Below are 17,884 nucleotides of genomic sequence, written 5' to 3'. Positions count from 1 at the left end.
GGTGTCGCGCGCTCTCAGAACATGGGGACCATGGTGGCGGCCCAGCCAATCAACACAGCGATCACAGCGGCGGCGGTGAGTTGATGCCGCAACTGGCGGTACCAGCCAGGCAAGGCTTCGGTAAAAACCATCTGCTCTGTGCCCCAGACAAACACCAATCCCGCCGCCAGCATAGGCAGAGAGAATTCCAGCGGTAACAGCAGCGCAAACCAGCCCAGCACCGCCGGCATGATGCCAAACAACAGGGTGGGGAACTGGTTACCACGATCAAACTGGTTTAGTGCTCGCCCCCAGTGAACCGCACCCAGGAAGGCAATAATGATGGCGGCATAGGCGGCCACACCTTGCAAGGACCACTCTCGACAGGTATCCAGCCAGGCCAGCAGCGCCAGGCCGTAAAAGGGAATCAGCCCGCCATAGGCAAGCCAGCGAGCGCGGCGGATATTGTTGTCGGTATGAGAGCCCAAGGCGGTCATCCATGACATGAGGAATTGATACCATTATCTTGCTGCTGGAGTGAAGGTCAGGACAAGGTTATTCAGAAGCTCCCTGATCCCAGGGACGGGCAGTCAGGTGTTTGGGCAGGTACAGGGGATGAGCGGGCTCCCCGGAACCGTTGAGGCGAATGCAATGCATGGCCGGCAATTGGGCCGATACGGCACTGGCTCGCTCCATGTAGCGACCATGGTTGCCCCAGGCGGCAACGACCCGATCTGCCTGGCGGGCCAGTTTGCGCAGCCACTGGTCGTTTTTCGGGCCCACCGGATCATCTGTGGCAAATAAATCGCTGGGGTAAGTGGCCCGGTAGGCAAACAGGTTGGCCACGCACAGGCCGGAGTAGCCCCAGTCCCGGGCGAAGCCCATGCAGCGGCGAATGGTGGGGTCATCCTGGCGATGATCGGCGGTGGACGGGTTCAGCCCGATCAGCAGCAGAAAGTCATCGCCCGGCCCCCAGTGTCGCCACAGGGCATAGCGGTATTGACGGCAACGGGAGAAATTGGCACTGCGTAGCAGGGAGGGGGCGGACTTGGTCATGGCTGCGTATTGTAGGCATCTGCCATGATATGGCCAGCGTCCAATGGGAGTGGATAATGGAATTTCGTGATGTGATTCGGGCACGCCATAGTGTGCGTGCCTTTACCGATCAGCCGGTCAGTAATGATCAGTTGCAAGCGTTGCTTGAGGCGGCCACGACGGCACCGAGCTGGTCTAACACCCAGCCCTATCAGATCGCCATTGCCCGCGGCGGAGTACTGGAAAGCCTGCGTGAGGAGTTGCCGCCTCGCTTTGACAAACTGGCGGCGCTGCAGAAGGCACCAATGTTGAAAAAGGCCCTGGCCTGGCTGCGCAAGGACGGCATCCCCGATGGTGACTTCCGTCCGGTGGTTAACTACCCGGAGGATCTGCAGCCGCGCCGGGTTGCCACTGGCCATGGTCTGTATCAACTGCTGGATATTGGCCGTCAGGATAAACAGGCTCGTCATGAGCAGATGCGCGATAACTTCCGTTTCTTTAACGCTCCGGTGGCCCTGTTTGTGTTCATTCATGAAGGGCTGGGTATTTACAGCGCGTTGGATGCGGGGATTTTTCTGCAGAACTTTATGCTGGCGGCAACCGATGCCGGCCTCGGCACCTGTGCCCAGGGGGCGTTGGGCCTGTGGCGTTCGCCGCTGGAGCAGCATTTTCACCTGCCGAACCAATACAAGCTGCTGTGCGGGGTGTCGCTGGGTTATGAAGCTGACACCCGGGTCAATCAGTTTCGCCCTGAGCGTCAACCGCTCAGCGAGTTGCTCATCAAGGAAAAGTAGCGGTCAGCGCGCGGTGAAAATGCGCAGGATGGGAAAGCGGTGATAGCCGAAAAAAACCATCTTGCGCTGCTGCTCGCCGGCGGCGAAGGAGCCCTCCAGACCGGTCGGGTGGCGCCGTTCGCCATTGGCGAATTCTGCCACCAGGTAATTATCCTGCAGGATGCGTTTGCCGCCGTCGCTGTTCTCCAGAGTCACCAGGGCCCAGCGTTCACCACTGTCGCTGCTGAGCGTGTTGGCTTCCCGTATTCGAAAGCTGCTGGCACTGGGCTGCAGCGGGCTGTCCCGGTCAAAGCGGGCGTCACCATCGATCTGCACCGGTGTGTCGAAACGCAGCACGGTGTCGTTGCCGGCCCGCGCAACCGTGCTGGCGAGGGTGAGCAAAAGGCCCAGTAAAGCTGCCTTACTGATCTGCAACACCCTGCCGGGCCAGGTCGCGTGTATGAGTAAGCAGGCTGGCATCGCCGATGTCTCCATGGCCGGGAACCACAATGCGGGCTTCACTGTAGTGAGTCAGCACGTTTTCCATGGCAACGGGCCAGTGGTTGGCGTCGGAGCCTTCCACATAGCCGATAGCCGTGGCCGAACCACCTTTCACTGCGCAGCCTCCGATCAGAACCTCATCGCCGCCGTACCAGACAATGATGTTATCAGGGCTGTGCGCCGGGCCCGGGTAATAGAGTTCCAGATTAGCGAACTTGATCCGTGATTGCTCCGTGAAAGCCTCGAGGGTTCGGGGTAGGGGAATGTCCGGATCGTAGAAGGTGTCGGGATCGTTGCGGGCAATGGTCAGGGTGGCCGGGTGGGCCCAGGCGGGAATGCCCCGTTCTGCCAGCGTCCGGGCGCCGCCCATGCGGTCGTCGTGGGAGTGGGTGAGGATGGCCAGATCCGGTGCCTTGCCAAACTGCTGTTCCATCCAGTCCAGTAACCGCGCGGTGGGGGCCTCGCCCCAGGCGGTATCGATCAGGGTGAGGGTGTCGTCTTCAATGATGATCAGCCCGTTGGAGGGGTAGCGCTTACCCTGAATCACTTCCCAGGAGCGATGTACCCAGGTGTGTTCGGTCAGTGGGTAAACCTGCAGATCATCGCTGAGACGGATTTCATCCGCCAGCAGAGGCAGGCTGATAAACAGTAACAAGGCAAGGACGATACGCATCATGGATCTCCTGATCGGGAAACCCATGGTACGACGGTTTGCGATCGACCGTGTGACACGCTTGGCACCGGGAAAGAATTTCACTTTCCCGTAGGGTGCACTGAGCCTAAGGCGAACTGCACCATCAAACGCCGGATCGGTGCAGTTCGCCTTAGGCTCAGTGCACCCTACGGGGAGTCAAGGTTGCCCTGCCTTAATGAATCTCGATGGTCTTGCTGCCTTGCCCATGGTGTTCGTGGCGAGGAATGGTCAGAGACAGCACCCCGTTGTGAAATACCGCCTCCATGGCCTCGCCGTCCGCGTCTACAGGCAGACTGAGTATGCGCCGGAATTGTCCGAAGCGCCGCTCACTGTAATGATAGCCATCCCGCTCGGAGCTCTGCGCTTCCTGCTTCTGGCCTGCGATGGTCAGGGCGTCATGGTTCAGGGTGATGTGCAGATCCTTTTTTTCCACACCGGGGAGTTCGGCGGTGATCAGATAGTGATCATCGCGCTCGAGAATATCCAGGTTAGGGCGGAACGGGATGCTGGGCTCCGCGTGTGGTGCCGGGGTGGTCCAGGCCATATCGCCCAGCATCTGCTCAAACCAGTTATCGAACTCTCGCTCCCAGCGCAGTAGCGGATGCCGTGGTTGTCGCTGGGGCAGGGGGCGTTCGCGGCTGCTTTCCTGGCTCAGCCAGTTCCAGGGGGTCATTTTGTGCATATCCATGGCTTTCTCTCCTTTGATACCGGAAATTGCCTTTCCCCTTCTTTGTGAGGCAAGCGAACGCCGCTTTCAATGGTTTATTGATGAATATTTGAGCGACTTCATGCGGGCTGCCCTTGTAATGCCTGGCCGTTGGTGCCACAGATAAGCTGACTGAAGACAAAAAAGGAGAGCGAAATGTCCGATCATCATGTCTACAAGAAAGTGGAACTGGTGGGCTCATCCAAGACCAGTATTGAGGACGCCATCAATAACGCCCTGGCCACCGCCAGTGAAAGCCTGAAAATGATGGAATGGTTTGAAGTCACTGAAACCCGCGGCCATATCGTGGATGGCAAAGTGGGGCACTATCAGGTGGGTGTGAAGGTGGGCTTCCGGATTTCCGGGTCTTGATCAACTGAAAGCTACAAGCAGATAGCTACGAGCTACAAAAAAAACCGCACCCTTTCGGGCGCGGTTTTTTTGTTTTTCAGCTAGAAGCTAGCGCTAGCGGCTAGTCGCTTATACCGCTTCCAGATCCAGGGAACGCTGGCAGACCCGCGCGGTGCGGATCACGTGAAGCTGACGGGGAGACAGGTCTTCCGGCAGATCTACGGTGCTGTGGTCCTGGTGAATCTTGATCGGTCCGATCAGACGGCTGGGCAGTTTGGCTTCGTTGGCGATGGCACCGACGATGTTGCCCGGCTTGACGCCATGGTCATGACCGACCTGGATGCGGTAGCTGCGCATGACCTTGTCGCTCTTGCCCTTGTTGCCACGGGAAGGACGATCGTCACGACGGCCGCCTGCCGCGTGGGCCGGTTCACGACGAGAACGTGTTTCCTTGACCATTTTCGGTTCTTTCAGGATCAGCGGTTCACGTTTGAACATCATCACGGCAAGGGCCGTCGCCATGTCGTTATCGCTGACTTCCATGCTGTCGCGCAGCTGGTTGACCAGTGCGCGGGTTTCGTCCTGGCTGTTGCCTTCCAACAAGGCTGTCAGTTGCTCCTGGAAGCGGGCAATGCGCTTGGCGTTCAGGTCGTCCACGGACGGCAGGGTCATCTTTTCGATGGCCTGGCGAGTGGTGCGTTCGATCTGACGCAGTACGTGCTGCTCACGGCGGGAAACGAACAGAATCGCGTCGCCTTCGCGGCCAGCACGGCCGGTACGGCCGATACGGTGTACGTAGGCTTCCGGGTCGCCGGGCATGTCGTAGTTGATCACGTGGGTGATGCGAGCCACGTCCAGACCACGAGCCACCACATCGGTGGCGATCAGCAGATCGAAGCGCTTGTCCTTGAGGCGCTGGACGGTTTTTTCACGCTGTTGCTGCGGGATGTCGCCATTCAGGGCTTCAGCACGCAGGTTACGGCGGTTCAACTGTTCAGCCAGTTCCAGGGTGGCCTGCTTGGTGCGCACGAAGACGATGATGGCATCGTGTTCTTCGGCTTCCAGAATACGGCACAGGGCATCCAGTTTATTCAGCCCGGCCACCGGCCAGTAGCGCTGACGGATGCTGGTGCCGGCGGTGGCGCCGACGCCATTGTCGATGCGTACCAGCTTGGGGTTCTTCAGGTGCTGATCGGCAACCTTGCGAATCACCGGTGGCATGGTGGCCGAGAACAGGGCCAGCTGGCAGTCGTCCGGAGTACGTTCGAGTACCCATTTGACGTCATCAATGAAGCCCATGCGAAGCATTTCATCGGCTTCGTCGAGCACCATTGCCTGCAGGTTGTTCAGGTTCAGGGAGCCACGTTCGATGTGGTCCATGACGCGTCCAGGGGTACCTACAATCACCTGGGCGCCGTCACGCAGGCCTTTCAGCTGCGTACGATATTCACCGCCGCCATAAATCGGCAGTACCTTGAGTCCTTTGATGCCCTGGGCAAACTCTTCACAGGCTTTGGCCACCTGGATAGCGAGTTCACGAGTGGGGGCAAGAATCAGCATTTGTGGTTGACGCAGGGATGCATCCAGCCGTGCCAGCAGTGGCAGGGCGAAAGCGGCGGTTTTACCTGTGCCAGTTTGTGCCTGGCCCAGCAGGTCGTGACCATCGAGCAACAGCGGGATGGCTTGCGCCTGAATCGGCGACGGCTCCTGGAAGCCCTGACGGGCAATCGCAGCGAGCAGAACCTCGGGCAGGCCTAAATCGGCGAACCCGGAACGGGAATCTGACATGTGTTACCTATGAATTGGGAGGAGGGGCCGAGCGAGCGTCGGCGAGGACGCGAAAGTATACGCGTGTTACGCGACTATTGCACGTTTTTTCGCCAATGTGGTAGATGTGCCGCCGCTCCGTCTCCCTGTAGGAACCATGCTCGCATGGCGAACATCCTCGATGTTGCTGAGGCCTTTCGCCATGGCAAGCATGGTTCCTGCGAAATTTTCAGAGGCTTCCTAGTTCAACGGATAAGCCGTCCAGCCGTCGGTCCAGTTCTGTACGCTGCCGGGGCGCACTGCACCGAGATAGGTGGCGGCTTCGTCCCAGAATTCGCCTTGGGGAATGGGGCTGGCGCCATTACGGGCCGGTGAGCGTGAGGTGGGGGCGAAGTCCGGGTGGGAGGCGCTGGTGGCGTCCCGGGTCAGCAGTGGGTCTGTGCCAAACTGGGCGGCCACGGCGCTGCTCTGGAAGTAACGGCGTTCGTCGAAATCCCCGTCGTCATTGTTGTCACCGGTTTCAGGGTCAAAGAAGGTCAGCCCGCGGCTGCCGATCCGGTTCACCATCATGCTTTGAAAACTGAGCTCGCCTTGCTGGATGCGCGCCACCGTTTCTGTGCCTTTCAGGTCAATGGTTTCTCCGGAGAAGCCGTCGATGATGATGTTGTGGAAGTGGCCACCGGAGCCGGCCTTGAGGGTCATGGCACGGTGATACTTGTCGTGACTGCGCGGGCTGATCAGCGTCACGTTGTACATGGTCGGTGCGGATAGAGGCCTGGCGTCAGGGTTGCCGGCCTGGTTGTCACCCTCAAAGGCATTGTCACCGGCATCGGCATGCTGCTGAACGGCAAGGAACTGGACCCGACCTCGCCAGCCCATATCCCAGTCCAGGGAATCGTCGCCGGCGCCGGTGATGACGATATGCTGCAAATCCACAGTGCCGCCAAACACTTCGATGCCGTCGTCCAGGGCGCGATGTACCTGCACATGGCGGACAATGGTGCCGTCACCGCAGCCCCCCAGGGTCAGGCCGTTGAGTTCGTTGTTGGCATAGACTTCGAAGCCGGCGAATTCGATGCGGGTGTATTCCATCATGCCGCAGGAGGAGCCTGGATCACTGCCGCCGAAGGCGCCCCGGGCATCGCCATGGGGAACCCCTTCGATCTGGGCGTCAGCCTTGTTGACCGGGGCGCTACCCAGCATCACCACACCGCCCCAGTCACCGGTGGCGCGGGTGCCTTCGGGCTGATGACTGGTAAAGACGATGGGGGCGCTTTCCTGGCCACGGGAAAACAGGATGGCATCGCGGGTAACCACCAGCGCAGAACCGGGGCGGCCTTCAATGCGGGTGCCCGGTTCTATGGTCAGGTTGGCATCGGCTTCCAGGTAGACGATGCCGTCGAGGATCCAGGTGGTGCCGGCATGCCAGGTCTGGTTGCCAAACAGAGAGCCTTTGACCACCTGTTTGCCCGCCACCAGTTGGTGAAGAGGTTGATACGCAAAGTAGCCAATCACGCCGAGCATCATCGCGGCCAGCCCCAGCCAGGCGTACATCCATTGTGACCTTGCGTTTTGCCCGCTACCGGCGGATGCGCTGCCCAGGGTTTCGGTGATATCGGGATTGGTGAGCGGCAGTGAAGCACCGTTTGCTGGCGGGCGTTTGTGCAGCAGCATGCCGTCTCGGTTGGCATCCTGCAGTTTCAGGCCCAGGGCGCGGATTTTCCGGTTGTCGCTGTTAACCGCCCGGCTAATGACCTCGGCCCGATAGACCGGATCGTTGAGCAGTGTATTGAAATGTACAAAGCGCAGGCTGCTGTCATTTTCCTGGTCAAAGTTCTGCTTCAATTGCCACAGCAATTCCACCAGCTGCGCGCGCGGAGACGATACTGCATCCACCATAAATCCCCCCAATCGGATCAGGCGATATTCGAAAGAGGCAGTGTGTAAAAGAAAGATGACAGGAAGGTGAAAAGAGACGCTACAAGCTATGCCCGTTGGATGAGGAAAGATTGGGAAGTTCCTTGTACTTCGTCATTTCTACGAAGCCGCTGTAGGAGTACCTCTTGAGGTGCGAACCTTGCGGAGCAAGGAAATCGACCGCAGGGCGATCAGGAATGGCAAAGCTCGACAGGTCTCTCCAGACAAAATAGTGTTTTGACGTTGGCCTCTGTTGCCTCGCTACGCTCGGTTCGCACCTCATACTCGCAGAGCACAGAGAGAGGTGCTCCTAGATCAACGACCTTCGCCAAGGTCGGAATCGCGCCGCGAGCGACGCTCCTGCAGAACCTCCCATAAAAAACGCGGGCAGGGCGCTATGTGATTAGCATGGCCCGGCCCGCGTCGCAGCTTGTCGTTTGAGGCTTGCAGCGATTACTCGCCGAGGATCGAGTCAGCCCCTTTCTCGGCAATCATCACTGTCGGCGCATTGGTGTTGCCGCCGATCAGGGTTGGCATGATGGAGGCGTCGATCACGCGCAGACCTTCCAGACCATGGACGCGCAGCTGGCTGTCGACGACGGCCATGTCGTCGTTGCCCATCTTGCAGGTGCCCACCGGGTGGTAGATGTTGTCGCACTTCTGACGCAGGAAGTGACGGATATCCTCGTCGCTTTCCACTTCATTGCCAGGGAAGATTTCATCGCCCCGCCAGTCGTTGAGCGCATCCTGGGCCATGATCTTGCGCATGGCCTTGACGCCGCGGACCATGCCTTCCATGTCATCCGGATGCTCCAGGAAGCGCGGGTCGATCAGCGCCGGAGAGCGTGGGTTGGCATCACGCAGGGTGATGTTGCCGCGGCTCTTGGGACGCAGAATGCAGACGTGACCTGAGTAGCCGTAGCCCATGCTGAACAGCAGGTTGAGGCCGTGGTTATCCAGTTTGGCGGCGGTCAGATGCAACTGCAGATCGGGAATCTCTTGCTCTGGCCCGGATTTGATAAAGCCCCCGGCTTCCGCCACGTTGGAGGTCAGCTGACCGGTGCGACGGTAGAAGAAGTCGATAAAGCCTTTCAGGCCGGTAGTGAGCAGGGCGCCCGGCGCCAGGCTCAGGGTGTCCTTGCGCAGGCTCTTGTGTACCACCAGGGCATCCGGGTGGTCCTGCAGGTTCTCGCCCACGCCGGGAAGGTCGTGGACCAGCGGGATGTTGTGCTCGGCCAGTTCCGCTGCCGGGCCCACGCCAGAAAGCTTGAGAATCTGCGGAGAGTTGATAGCGCCGCCGGAGAGGATGACTTCGTTGTCGGCCTTCAGGGTGCGGATCTGACCCTTGTGCTCCACTTCCACGCCGATGGCTCGTTTGCCCTCGAACAGTACCCGATTCACCAAAGCGTCGGTCATGATGGTCAGGTTGGGCCGGTCCATGACCGGGTGCAGATAGGCACGGGAAACACCGCAGCGCTCACCGTCCTTCTGGTTCACCTTGTACATGCCCACGCCTTCCTGGACATCGTTGTTGAAGTCGTCGGTAGCGGGGTGCCCGGCCTGAACGCCGGCTTTGATAAAGGCACTGCTGACAGGGTGGGTGAAACGCAGGTCGGCAATGTTGAGCTTGCCATGGGTGCCATGGAATTCACTTTCCCCGGGCTCATAGTGCTCGCAGCGTTTGAATACCGGCAGCACATCGTCGAAGCTCCAACCGTCGTTGCCCAGTGACGCCCAGTGATCATAGTCCCACTTGTGACCGCGGGTATAACACATGGCATTCACTGCCGAGGAACCCCCCAGGGTCTTGCCCCGGGGGATGTAAATCTGGCGATTGTTCAGGGCTTTTTGCGGTACGGTGTAATAACGCCAGTTTCGCGCATTGGAGCGCATCATCAGAATGATGCCGGCGGGAATGCGGATAAACAGGCTGTTGTCTGCCGGGCCAGCTTCAAGCAGGCAGACACGGTTATTGGGGTTTTCGGAAAGACGGTTGGCAAGTACGCAGCCAGCAGAACCGGCGCCGACGATAATGTAATCAAACTGCATGATGTCTGCCTTGAGCTTGGTTGAGACAGGAAAATCCGGTGAAAGCTCCTCTCAATAAGAGGAGAAGGTATTCGTAAACAGGATGTCTATTCTAGGAAATGCGGCCATGAAAACGAGACCTGTTTGTGACCCGTTGGTCCAATGTATACCGATGCTACTGTTTTTGTCTTTGGCTGTGTTGCCTGTGAGGGCGGTTTCGGCGGCGCCGGACGGCTGGCAAGAGGTGGTTTTCGAGGGCAGGACCGATTATCGCCTCGAAGCCGGTTGTTGGCAAAGTCGGGCCCGGGGTTCGGCCTCCGGCCTGGCCAGGGAAAGCGCGGTGGATGTAACGCGCACACCCTATTTGCACTGGCAGTGGCGTGCTGACCAGATTGCGGACTGGCCAGAGGTAGATGAGCGGATCAAGGCCGGGGACGATTTTCAGGCCCGGGTCTATGTGGTGAAGAAGGGTTGGCTGCCCTGGCAAACCCGGGCAATTAATTATGTCTGGTCCCGGCAAGCGGCGCCGGGCACGAACTGGCCCAACCCGTTTGCCTCCCAGGCGGTGATGGTGGTGGTGCAGGGGCCGGGCGGTGCCGGACGCTGGCAATCGGTGACTCGAAATGTGCGCGAGGATTTTCGTCGCTTTCATGGCATGGACGTGGATAGCGTGGATGCCGTGGCGATCATGACCGATGGGGATAACACGGGCACAACGGTGGCCAGCTGCTACCGATTGCCTGAATTTCGCGCCAGCCCTTAATGTGTGCAGTTGCAGTGCGGATGCCGCCCTGTTTATTATTTGTTCAATCCGGTGTTTGTGATCAGGCGGTTGCGGCTGTTTGATCAGAGATAACCGGGCAAAGGCACCACCATTGTGTGGACCCTATCCAGAAGACAGTCGTTACGCCTGCTGCAGACACCACAGTCTGTTCGCGCCTCTGTCTTCTTTTCCCGCTGTCGCAGAATCGTCACTGGTTTACGAGATCCTGTTCCGCGCCTCGGCATCGAGCCGTACCAGGAAGGTTGTGCCTATTGGGGGCACAGCAATGATCGTGAGGTAGCCCATGAGTGAACGCATTCTGCGTCTCGACAAAGCCGGCACCCCCGTGGAATGGCTGGACTGGCAGATGGCCGCCACCCTTTATGCGCGCGGGCTGGTAACCTGGACGCTGGGGGATGTGATCTACCGTCTTCGCGGCGGGACCTGTCGGTTTTCCGGGGAGCGTTCCAGCCTGTCTCTGCACTCCATTATTGCCTGCGATGGTGTGGCCAATCCCCACAAGCGTCCGGCACCGCCATTGACCAACCGGGCTCTTTTCCGGCGTGACCAGCATGTGTGCCTCTATTGTGGCAAGCCTTTCCCGGAACATGTCCTGACCCGTGATCATATTGTCCCCACCTCGAAAGGGGGCCGGGATCGCTGGTCCAATGTGGTATCTGCCTGTCGGCGCTGTAACCAGCGCAAAGGCAACCGGCGCCTGGAAGAGATCGAGATGGATCTATTGGCGCTGCCCTATGTGCCAAACATGGCCGAATACCTGGCCTTGATAAACAGCCATCGTATCCGCGGGGATCAGATGGCCTTTCTGCGCAGCCAGTTTGGCAAGAACAGTCGGCTTTTGTGAGTGGGAAATTTTACACAAATGCCCTTTTGTCGTATTTGGGTTACATGATGTTTCCCTCATTATTCACGCTGCCTTGAATGGGTATATAAGAGGATTCGGTTTTATGTAAGTTGGGGAATTCATTGATTCGTTCTTGTCTGGCGATTCTATTTGTATTGATAGGAGCATCTGCTGGCGCACAGCCACGCTCTGAGCAAGCTGCTGCATTTTACTACGGTCCTAACATCCCCTGGCACACCCTCTCTATATATGATTTTCCGGTTGTTGAGCCGGATCAGGCCAGTGGCGTGCCCGATTCGTTTCGCGATCAGCGCTTCTATGCCTATGTCAGCCTGGGTGAAGTGCTGGCATCTCGCCCGTATTTTGCAAACCTGAAACCCGAGTGGCTGCTGGGGGAAAACCCGGACTGGGGCTCCCATATTTTCGATCTGTCTTCGCCGGGGTTGCGAGATTTTCTCCTCAAGCAGGTCATTGCGCCGCTGTGGCAGCAAGGCTACCGGGGTTTTTTCTTCGATACCTTGGATAGCTACCAGCTAGTTGCCAAGACACCTGAGCAGCGGGAGCAGCAGCGGCAAGGGTTAGCGGCGCTGATTAACCAGATCTCCCAGCGTTATCCCCGGGCGCGTTTTATTTTCAATCGCGGCTTTGAACTGATGCCGATGGTTGAGGCGCCGGTGGATGCCATCGCGGCGGAGTCACTTTACCAGCGCTGGGAGGCAGGCAAGCAGCGTTATGCGCCGGTTCCCGAGGAAGACCGCCAGTGGTTGCTCAATCAGTTTGCCACTATGCGTGACCAGTACCAGGTCGATACCATTGCCATTGACTACGCGCCGCCTGCTGAGCGTGAGCAAGCCCGAGAGCTTGCCAGGAAAATTGCGGGTCACGGTGTGATTCCCTGGATCACCAACCCGGAGCTGGACATGCTCGGGCTGGGCGTGCGCGAGGTGCTGCCCCGGCAAGTGTTATTGGTTCATGGTGGCAGCAATGAGCGATTCTGGGAGCTTTCCGATGCGGTGCGTTATGGGCTGATGCCACTGCAGTTCCAGGGGCTGGTTCCTGATATCCGTGCCATCAATTCCACCATGCCAGCTGGCACACTGCAGGGACGATACGCCGGTATTGTCGTGTGGCTGGAAGAGGAAGAGCTGGCCGATGCGGATTTTGAGGCCTGGCTGGTGGAGCAAAAAGATGCGGGGGTTCCCATTGCCATGCTGGGTTACCCGGCGGTGGATCCGGTGGGTCCCAATGCGCAGACTTTCGGTTTCGAGGGTCGGCCTACACCTTTGTCACCGCCAGCGATTACCCGTCAGCATGAGGCCATGGGGTTTGAGCTGGCACTGCCCAAGCTGATTGAGCTGTCGTCGCCATTGCACAATTCGTCCGCCCAGCCCTGGCTGGAATTGCGCGCCGGGGAACATACCTACACGCCAGCGGCGACGACCCCCTGGGGTGGCTATGTCTTCCAGCCCTTCATGATCCGTTCGATATTGCCCGGTGAGAAAGGTGAAGGGCTGGATCGCTGGGTTGTCAATCCGCTTACCTTTATTCGTGAGGCACTGCAGCTGCCTGACATGCCGATTCCGGATGTGACGACGGAAAATGGTCGGCGCTTGCTCTTCGCGCACATGGATGGAGATGGTTTTCCCAGCCTGGCCGAGGTGAAGGGTTATCAGGGGCAAACCGATGCCCGGGTATTGCTGGAGGAAGTGCTCAAACGTTTTGATGTGCCCACTACCATCTCGGTGATCGAGGGCGAAGTGGCGGCTCATGGCCTCTACCCGAAAATGTCCGCCGAGCTGGAGCAGATCGCCCGGGAAATGTTTGCCTTACCCCACGTGGAAGCGGCTACCCACACTTATTCTCATCCTTTCTACTGGTACGATGCCCAGCAAATGCCCGGGGAGCTGTATGGCCCGGAAGGACAATTGCGCCTGCCTATCCCGGACTACCAGATGGACCCGGTGCGTGAAGTGGTCGGTTCGGCACAGTACATCAACGATAACCTGCTGGCCGGGGGCAAGCGCACCGAAATGGTGTTGTGGAGCGGGGATACCCTGCCCACTCCTGAAGCGCTGGCTGCGGCACGCCGGGGCAACCTGCTGAATATGAACGGCAGCGATACCATCATCACCCACAGTGCACCCACCTGGACCTTGATCAAGGGAATCGGCCTGCCCAAGGGTGACGAATACCAGGTGTATGCGCCCAACCAGAACGAAAACATTTATACCAATGAGTGGAGTGGCCCTTTCTACGGTTTTGAGCGGGTGCTCGAGACTTTCGAACTGACGGAAAGCCCCTATCGCTTCAAGCCGGTGAACATCTATTACCACACCTACATTGCCAGCAAGACGGCAGCTCTGGAATCCTTGCTAAGGGTCTATCGATGGGCGCAGTCGCAACCGCTTCATCCGGTATTTGCGTCTGACTATGCCCGCAAGGTGCTGGATTTCAACACTATGGTGATCGCCCGGGATAATGATGGTTGGAGGGTAAAAGGCAATGGCGAACTGCGCACCCTGCGATTACCTGAGGCGCTGCCGCTACCGGCCCTGACCAATAATACCCATGGGGTCGCCGGCTACCGGGAAGACGGTCCCGGCCGCTACCTGCATTTGTCCGGTGCTGCCGCTCACTGGCAGTCCGGTTCGAACTCGTTGCCTTACCTGCAACAGGCCAATGGCCGCCTGACTACATTTGCTCGCAATGACGATGGCATGCAATTTTCTCTGGCAGGACACACCAACCTGGAATTTGCCATCGGCAATGCCGATGGTTGCTCGCTTAACCATAACGATGAACCACTGAAACCAGTGCGCCGGGACGGAACCCTCTATCACTACAGGAGTGCGAAGCATGAGCTCGAAGAGCTATGGCTACACTGTTCGCACTGAGCGATTACGGGTTCTTGGCCCCACAGAGTTGTTCGCTTGTCTGTTGTTGATCCTGGTGGTCTGTTGGCTGGCATTTCCCCGGGACTTGGCCGTCACGTTGCGCAATGCGCGCCTGGATGCGGTGACCTTGAGTTATATGCAGGCCTGGCTGAAAGCTAAGCCGGATGATCATGAGCTGCGTTTGTTGATGGCCCGGGAATTGATTGTTCTGGGGCGATTTGACGAAGCTGATGTGCAACTGGACCGAGTAGAAGCCGCCGATGCGGGTTACCAGTCGGAGGTTCGCTGGCTGAGATTGCAGTGGGATTTCAAGCGGCTGATGGCCATGGATCCGGAGCTGCGTGGGTCTTCCCGATTGCAGGCTGAGACCCTGGCAAGTGTGCGCAGCCAGGACTGGTCGACATTGACTACTGACCAGCGCCGGGAACTGGCGGAAATGGCTCTGGGGCTCGGGGAGGTGCAACAGACCGTGCGCTATTATCGGCTGCTTGCCACTGAGGCCGAGCGGCCCGGCGAATGGTATGAAAAAGCTGGGCGGGTTCTGTTAGGGCAGGGTAACTACCTGTCGTCGGGGCTAGCTTATGGGGAAGCCATGGAGGCGTCTGCTGACGCGACCGTTCGCAAGCAGTATTTTCTCGAGGCGCTGGCTTCCCTGGAAGCCGGCAGTTTGCATGACGTGGCTTTGCGCTTTGCGTCCCGCTACGAACACCTCTATTTCCAGGACAAGGCTGTGTTGTACCGCCTTATGCGCCTGGCCCAGGCCGGTGGAAACCTGGCCCAGGCCCAGCGCTATGCAGTGCGGTTGTTGCGTCTCAGTGGCCGTGGGGAGCAGCGATGAAGCGGTTGCTTCTCACTCTGGTATTACCTTTGCCATTCCTGTCTGGCGTTGTTCTGGCCCAGGCGCCGGAGCCCTATGTGGAGAGCTACTACGACCATAGCTATGAGGTCTTTGTGGCGGCGGGTAATCTGGGACGGGCTCGTCAGGTAGTGGACAACGCTCTTTACTGGCGCCCCGAAGATATTCGCTGGTTGCTGAGGCTGGCGCAGATCGCCGACTGGCAGGGAGATAGCAGTACTGCCCTGAAAGCCTGGTGGAAAGTAGCGGAAAACACTGACGATCCGCAGGCCTGGCAGCAGGTTCGGCAGCGGGCGCCGCTGGCCTACGACCACCAATTGACGTTGCGGGTTTACAAGGAATTGCTGGAAGTGTCCCCCCGGGACCGTGATCTGCTGGCTACCATCGCCAGCCAATATGAGTTGCTCGGCACACCGGATGAAGGCCTGGTGTTCCTGGCTGACTGGCATCGGCGCTATCCGGGCCAGGCTGTGCTGTGGGAAATGCAGCGTCTGGCCTGGAATCAAAGCGATAGAAAGCAAGCCGCTCGCTATTCGCGGCAGTACATGAATCGCTATGGCCCGGAGCGGGATATGGCATTGCAAGTCTCCCGCTACCATTGGCTTGAGGGTCAGCGTGAGACGGCTTATTCCGATTTGCGCAGTGATGCCGAAAACCTGCCCTATGATCCTGACCTGACACGCCGTTTGGCGGTTATGGCCAGTGAGCTGGGACAGTGGCAGCCGGCCATGAGTCATTACCAGACATTGCTGGAGCAGGGTGACGACACCCTGCCGGATCTGTACCAGTACATTACCCTGGCCCGTTATTACGATCGCGACAGAGTCGTGGCGCTGATGGAGCGGGCCTGGCAGCGCAATGGGGATCAGGCTTTTGCCATGGGCGCCCTCTATCAGATGCAGGATGCCGGTCGCTGGCAGGCCATCGATGATTTTCTGCACCAGCTTTGTGACGCCCAGCGCGCGCAATTGCATCAGGATCCGGCGTTTCTGCGTTTTTACGCCAATCTGCTGTTGCGCAAGGGCGAGATGGAACGTGCCGCGCAATGGTTGCAGCGGGCGCTGGAACTGGCTCCCGGGGATCGGGAAACCCGCATCGCCTGGTTGTGGCTGCTGGTCGCCAGTGGTGATGATACTCAGCTGGCACAGACCCTTGCCGCCTGGGAGGCCGGTATCCGCCTGGACCGGCGTTATTGGGAAGTGCTGGCCGCCGCGCATATGGCGCTGGGTCATGCCGAGCAGGCGGTCCGTTACGAGAGCCGTCTGCTGCAAACGGCACCGGGAGACTGGGAGCGGCAGTGGCAGTACGCCCAGGCACTGATTGCCGCGGGCCGGGATGGTGAGGCCTGGCCAGTGCTGCGCAATCTGCATCAGCGCTTGCCGTTTACGGTCAGTGACGACAAACAGAACCAGTACCGGTATATGCGCCTGGCGCTCAGCCAGCGTTTTGAGGGCGGTGACGCTTCCCTGCAACTGGCGCAACAGATTCGCCAGCAGCAGGGTGTAGACGAAGCCCGTGCCGAATGGCTTGCCCAGTGGGCGCTGGGCCATAGCGAGCCGGAGCTGGCACGCGCCTGGTATCTGCGTAAGCAGCAGGCCGCCGGTAGGCTGCATGCCGGGTCGGCGCTGGCCTATGCCATGCTTAATAACGACCGTGATGCCGTGGCGCAGATTCGTGAACGTTATGCCGGCCAATTGACGCTGTCTGAGCAATTAGGAAGCCAGTTGGAACTGGGCGAAGAACGACGCGCCACCGCGACGCTAATGGCCATGCAGGCTGGCTCTCCGGAACTGGCTGGCGCCAACAATCAGCAGGAATCCCTGTTGTTGCCCAGTGCTCGCTCCAGCGCTCTGGCGGTGGAACAGCGCCGCCTGGGTGCCTTGCAAATGACAGACTGGGCCTTTACCCAGAGCCAGCCATTCAGTGACCACAGCACCTTGTCGGCGCGCTACCGGCAACGGCAGTTCGCCAGTAACGATCGTGCCCAGCTGGATGTGGATGAAGCGGAACAGTGGCTGACCCTGGAGTGGCACTATCAGCGCGAACGCTATCGTCACCGTTTTTCACTGGGCCAGCGCCAGCTGTTGGATAACAGCGAAACCACCGCGGATCTGGAAGTGGCCGGCAACTGGCACTCCGACTGGTCTGCCAGCTGGCGTTACCAGTGGCAGATGCCGGCGGATGAAACCTCCTTGCTGCTGTTGGGCGGTTCCCGGACCGGTAGCCAGTTCCAGCTGAATTGGTCGCCCCAATCTACCTGGCAGAGCAGTGTAGATTGGGCGGATTACCAGTATCGTGATCTGAATAGTCAAAACCTGGGGGAGGGCAGCATTATCAATGTGCAAAGCACCTGGCGTCCCTGGCTGTCCCGTTTCTCACCCGGCTTGCGCCTGCGCCATACCCGCGCCGATTTTGCCGAAACGGGTAACAGCATGGCGGAGGTTCGGACCTTGCTGCCGCCCGGGTCAGACACTGGTCCCTTGCCGCAGGATTACAATGAATCCGGAGCGTCCTTGTTACTCGGCATGCCGGACGTGCATATTCGCCCGCATCGCCTGCAGGGCTGGGGAGAAGTGGGTTACGTGAATAACAGCCTGTCCGGTGATGGTTTTATCGGCCGCTTGGGCCTGGCCGGGCCGCTGATCGGTCGCGATGCCTGGCATTTGTCTGTGGAGCGCCAACTGAATACCGGTGGTAACGATGAAGATAGCTACCGGGCTGAACTGCAATACAGGATTTACTACTAGGAGCATGA

The 17,884-nt window shown here is 59.0% G+C and carries 15 protein-coding genes; 7 read left to right on the top strand and 8 right to left on the bottom strand.

The features are described from left to right. Nucleotides 1-14 precede the first annotated feature (14 nt). Together T9A_RS09850 and T9A_RS09845 are read right to left on the bottom strand one after the other, a co-directional pair. Nucleotides 15-485: a DUF3429 domain-containing protein gene (locus T9A_RS09850; protein ID WP_232222067.1), complete on the bottom strand. Its 471-nt coding sequence runs from the start codon at nucleotides 483-485 to the stop codon at nucleotides 15-17. Nucleotides 486-534: 49 nt separating this feature from the next. Further along, nucleotides 535-1,035: a DUF1643 domain-containing protein gene (locus tag T9A_RS09845; RefSeq protein WP_035247758.1), complete on the bottom strand. Its 501-nt coding sequence runs from the start codon at nucleotides 1,033-1,035 to the stop codon at nucleotides 535-537. Nucleotides 1,036-1,091: 56 nt separating this feature from the next. On the opposite strand from T9A_RS09845, the gene T9A_RS09840 reads away from it, so the two are divergent. Next, nucleotides 1,092-1,808 carry a nitroreductase gene (locus T9A_RS09840; protein WP_035247755.1) on the top strand — a complete coding sequence of 239 codons (717 nt, stop codon included), beginning with the start codon at nucleotides 1,092-1,094 and terminating at the stop codon, nucleotides 1,806-1,808. A gap of 3 nt (nucleotides 1,809-1,811) precedes the next feature. Here T9A_RS09840 and T9A_RS09835 read toward each other — a convergent pair whose 3' ends face one another. From T9A_RS09835 to T9A_RS09825, 3 genes are all read right to left on the bottom strand, one after another. After that, on the bottom strand, nucleotides 1,812-2,225 hold the full coding sequence (locus tag T9A_RS09835) for a hypothetical protein (RefSeq protein ID WP_156964882.1): 414 nt from the start codon (nucleotides 2,223-2,225) through the stop codon (nucleotides 1,812-1,814). After that, nucleotides 2,209-2,964, bottom strand: coding sequence for a subclass B1 metallo-beta-lactamase (gene bla / locus T9A_RS09830; RefSeq protein ID WP_198030657.1), 756 nt, complete (start codon nucleotides 2,962-2,964; stop codon nucleotides 2,209-2,211). The genes T9A_RS09835 and bla overlap by 17 nt, the downstream gene beginning before the upstream one ends. A gap of 190 nt (nucleotides 2,965-3,154) precedes the next feature. After that, nucleotides 3,155-3,670: an Hsp20/alpha crystallin family protein gene (locus tag T9A_RS09825; protein ID WP_035247751.1), complete on the bottom strand. Its 516-nt coding sequence runs from the start codon at nucleotides 3,668-3,670 to the stop codon at nucleotides 3,155-3,157. Nucleotides 3,671-3,844: 174 nt separating this feature from the next. Here T9A_RS09825 and T9A_RS09820 point away from each other — a divergent pair, with 174 nt between their 5' ends. Then, nucleotides 3,845-4,060 (top strand): dodecin, encoded by a 216-nt coding sequence (locus tag T9A_RS09820; protein WP_035247750.1) that lies wholly within the window; start codon nucleotides 3,845-3,847, stop codon nucleotides 4,058-4,060. A gap of 108 nt (nucleotides 4,061-4,168) precedes the next feature. Here the strand turns inward: T9A_RS09820 and T9A_RS09815 are convergent, their stop codons facing one another. The 3 genes from T9A_RS09815 to T9A_RS09805 all read right to left on the bottom strand — a co-directional run bounded on the left by T9A_RS09815 (nucleotide 4,169) and on the right by T9A_RS09805 (nucleotide 9,772). After that, nucleotides 4,169-5,827: a DEAD/DEAH box helicase gene (locus T9A_RS09815; protein ID WP_035247748.1), complete on the bottom strand. Its 1,659-nt coding sequence runs from the start codon at nucleotides 5,825-5,827 to the stop codon at nucleotides 4,169-4,171. A gap of 219 nt (nucleotides 5,828-6,046) precedes the next feature. Next, nucleotides 6,047-7,705, bottom strand: a complete 1,659-nt coding sequence (locus tag T9A_RS09810) for a beta-helix domain-containing protein (RefSeq protein ID WP_035247746.1) — start codon at nucleotides 7,703-7,705, stop codon at nucleotides 6,047-6,049. A gap of 471 nt (nucleotides 7,706-8,176) precedes the next feature. Continuing rightward, the gene (locus tag T9A_RS09805; RefSeq protein WP_035247744.1) at nucleotides 8,177-9,772 is read right to left on the bottom strand and encodes a GMC family oxidoreductase; all 1,596 of its coding nucleotides are present in this window, start codon (nucleotides 9,770-9,772) and stop codon (nucleotides 8,177-8,179) included. A gap of 82 nt (nucleotides 9,773-9,854) precedes the next feature. On the opposite strand from T9A_RS09805, the gene T9A_RS09800 reads away from it, so the two are divergent. The 5 genes from T9A_RS09800 (at nucleotide 9,855) to T9A_RS09780 (ending at nucleotide 17,876) form a co-directional block, all read left to right on the top strand. Further along, on the top strand, nucleotides 9,855-10,514 hold the full coding sequence (locus tag T9A_RS09800) for a DUF3047 domain-containing protein (protein ID WP_332248865.1): 660 nt from the start codon (nucleotides 9,855-9,857) through the stop codon (nucleotides 10,512-10,514). A gap of 304 nt (nucleotides 10,515-10,818) precedes the next feature. Then, a complete protein-coding gene (locus T9A_RS09795) occupies nucleotides 10,819-11,379 on the top strand; it encodes an HNH endonuclease (RefSeq protein ID WP_035247739.1) in 561 nt (186 codons plus the stop codon). Between the two features lie 287 nt (nucleotides 11,380-11,666). Next, the gene (locus T9A_RS09790) at nucleotides 11,667-14,273 is read left to right on the top strand and encodes a bifunctional glycoside hydrolase/polysaccharide deacetylase family protein (RefSeq protein WP_232222066.1); all 2,607 of its coding nucleotides are present in this window, start codon (nucleotides 11,667-11,669) and stop codon (nucleotides 14,271-14,273) included. Then, nucleotides 14,236-15,111: a tetratricopeptide repeat protein gene (locus T9A_RS09785; RefSeq protein WP_035247737.1), complete on the top strand. Its 876-nt coding sequence runs from the start codon at nucleotides 14,236-14,238 to the stop codon at nucleotides 15,109-15,111. The genes T9A_RS09790 and T9A_RS09785 overlap by 38 nt, the downstream gene beginning before the upstream one ends. Continuing rightward, complete coding sequence (locus T9A_RS09780; protein WP_035247735.1) at nucleotides 15,108-17,876, top strand: tetratricopeptide repeat protein; 2,769 nt, start codon at nucleotides 15,108-15,110, stop codon at nucleotides 17,874-17,876. Before T9A_RS09785 ends, T9A_RS09780 begins: the two co-directional genes overlap by 4 nt. Nucleotides 17,877-17,884: the final 8 nt, after the last annotated feature.

Source organism: Alcanivorax jadensis T9, assembly GCF_000756655.1.
In the GTDB taxonomy this organism is placed as follows: domain Bacteria; phylum Pseudomonadota; class Gammaproteobacteria; order Pseudomonadales; family Alcanivoracaceae; genus Alcanivorax; species Alcanivorax jadensis.
Note: the sequence above shows the minus strand (reverse complement) of the source record. Positions and strands in the feature narration are given on the sequence as shown.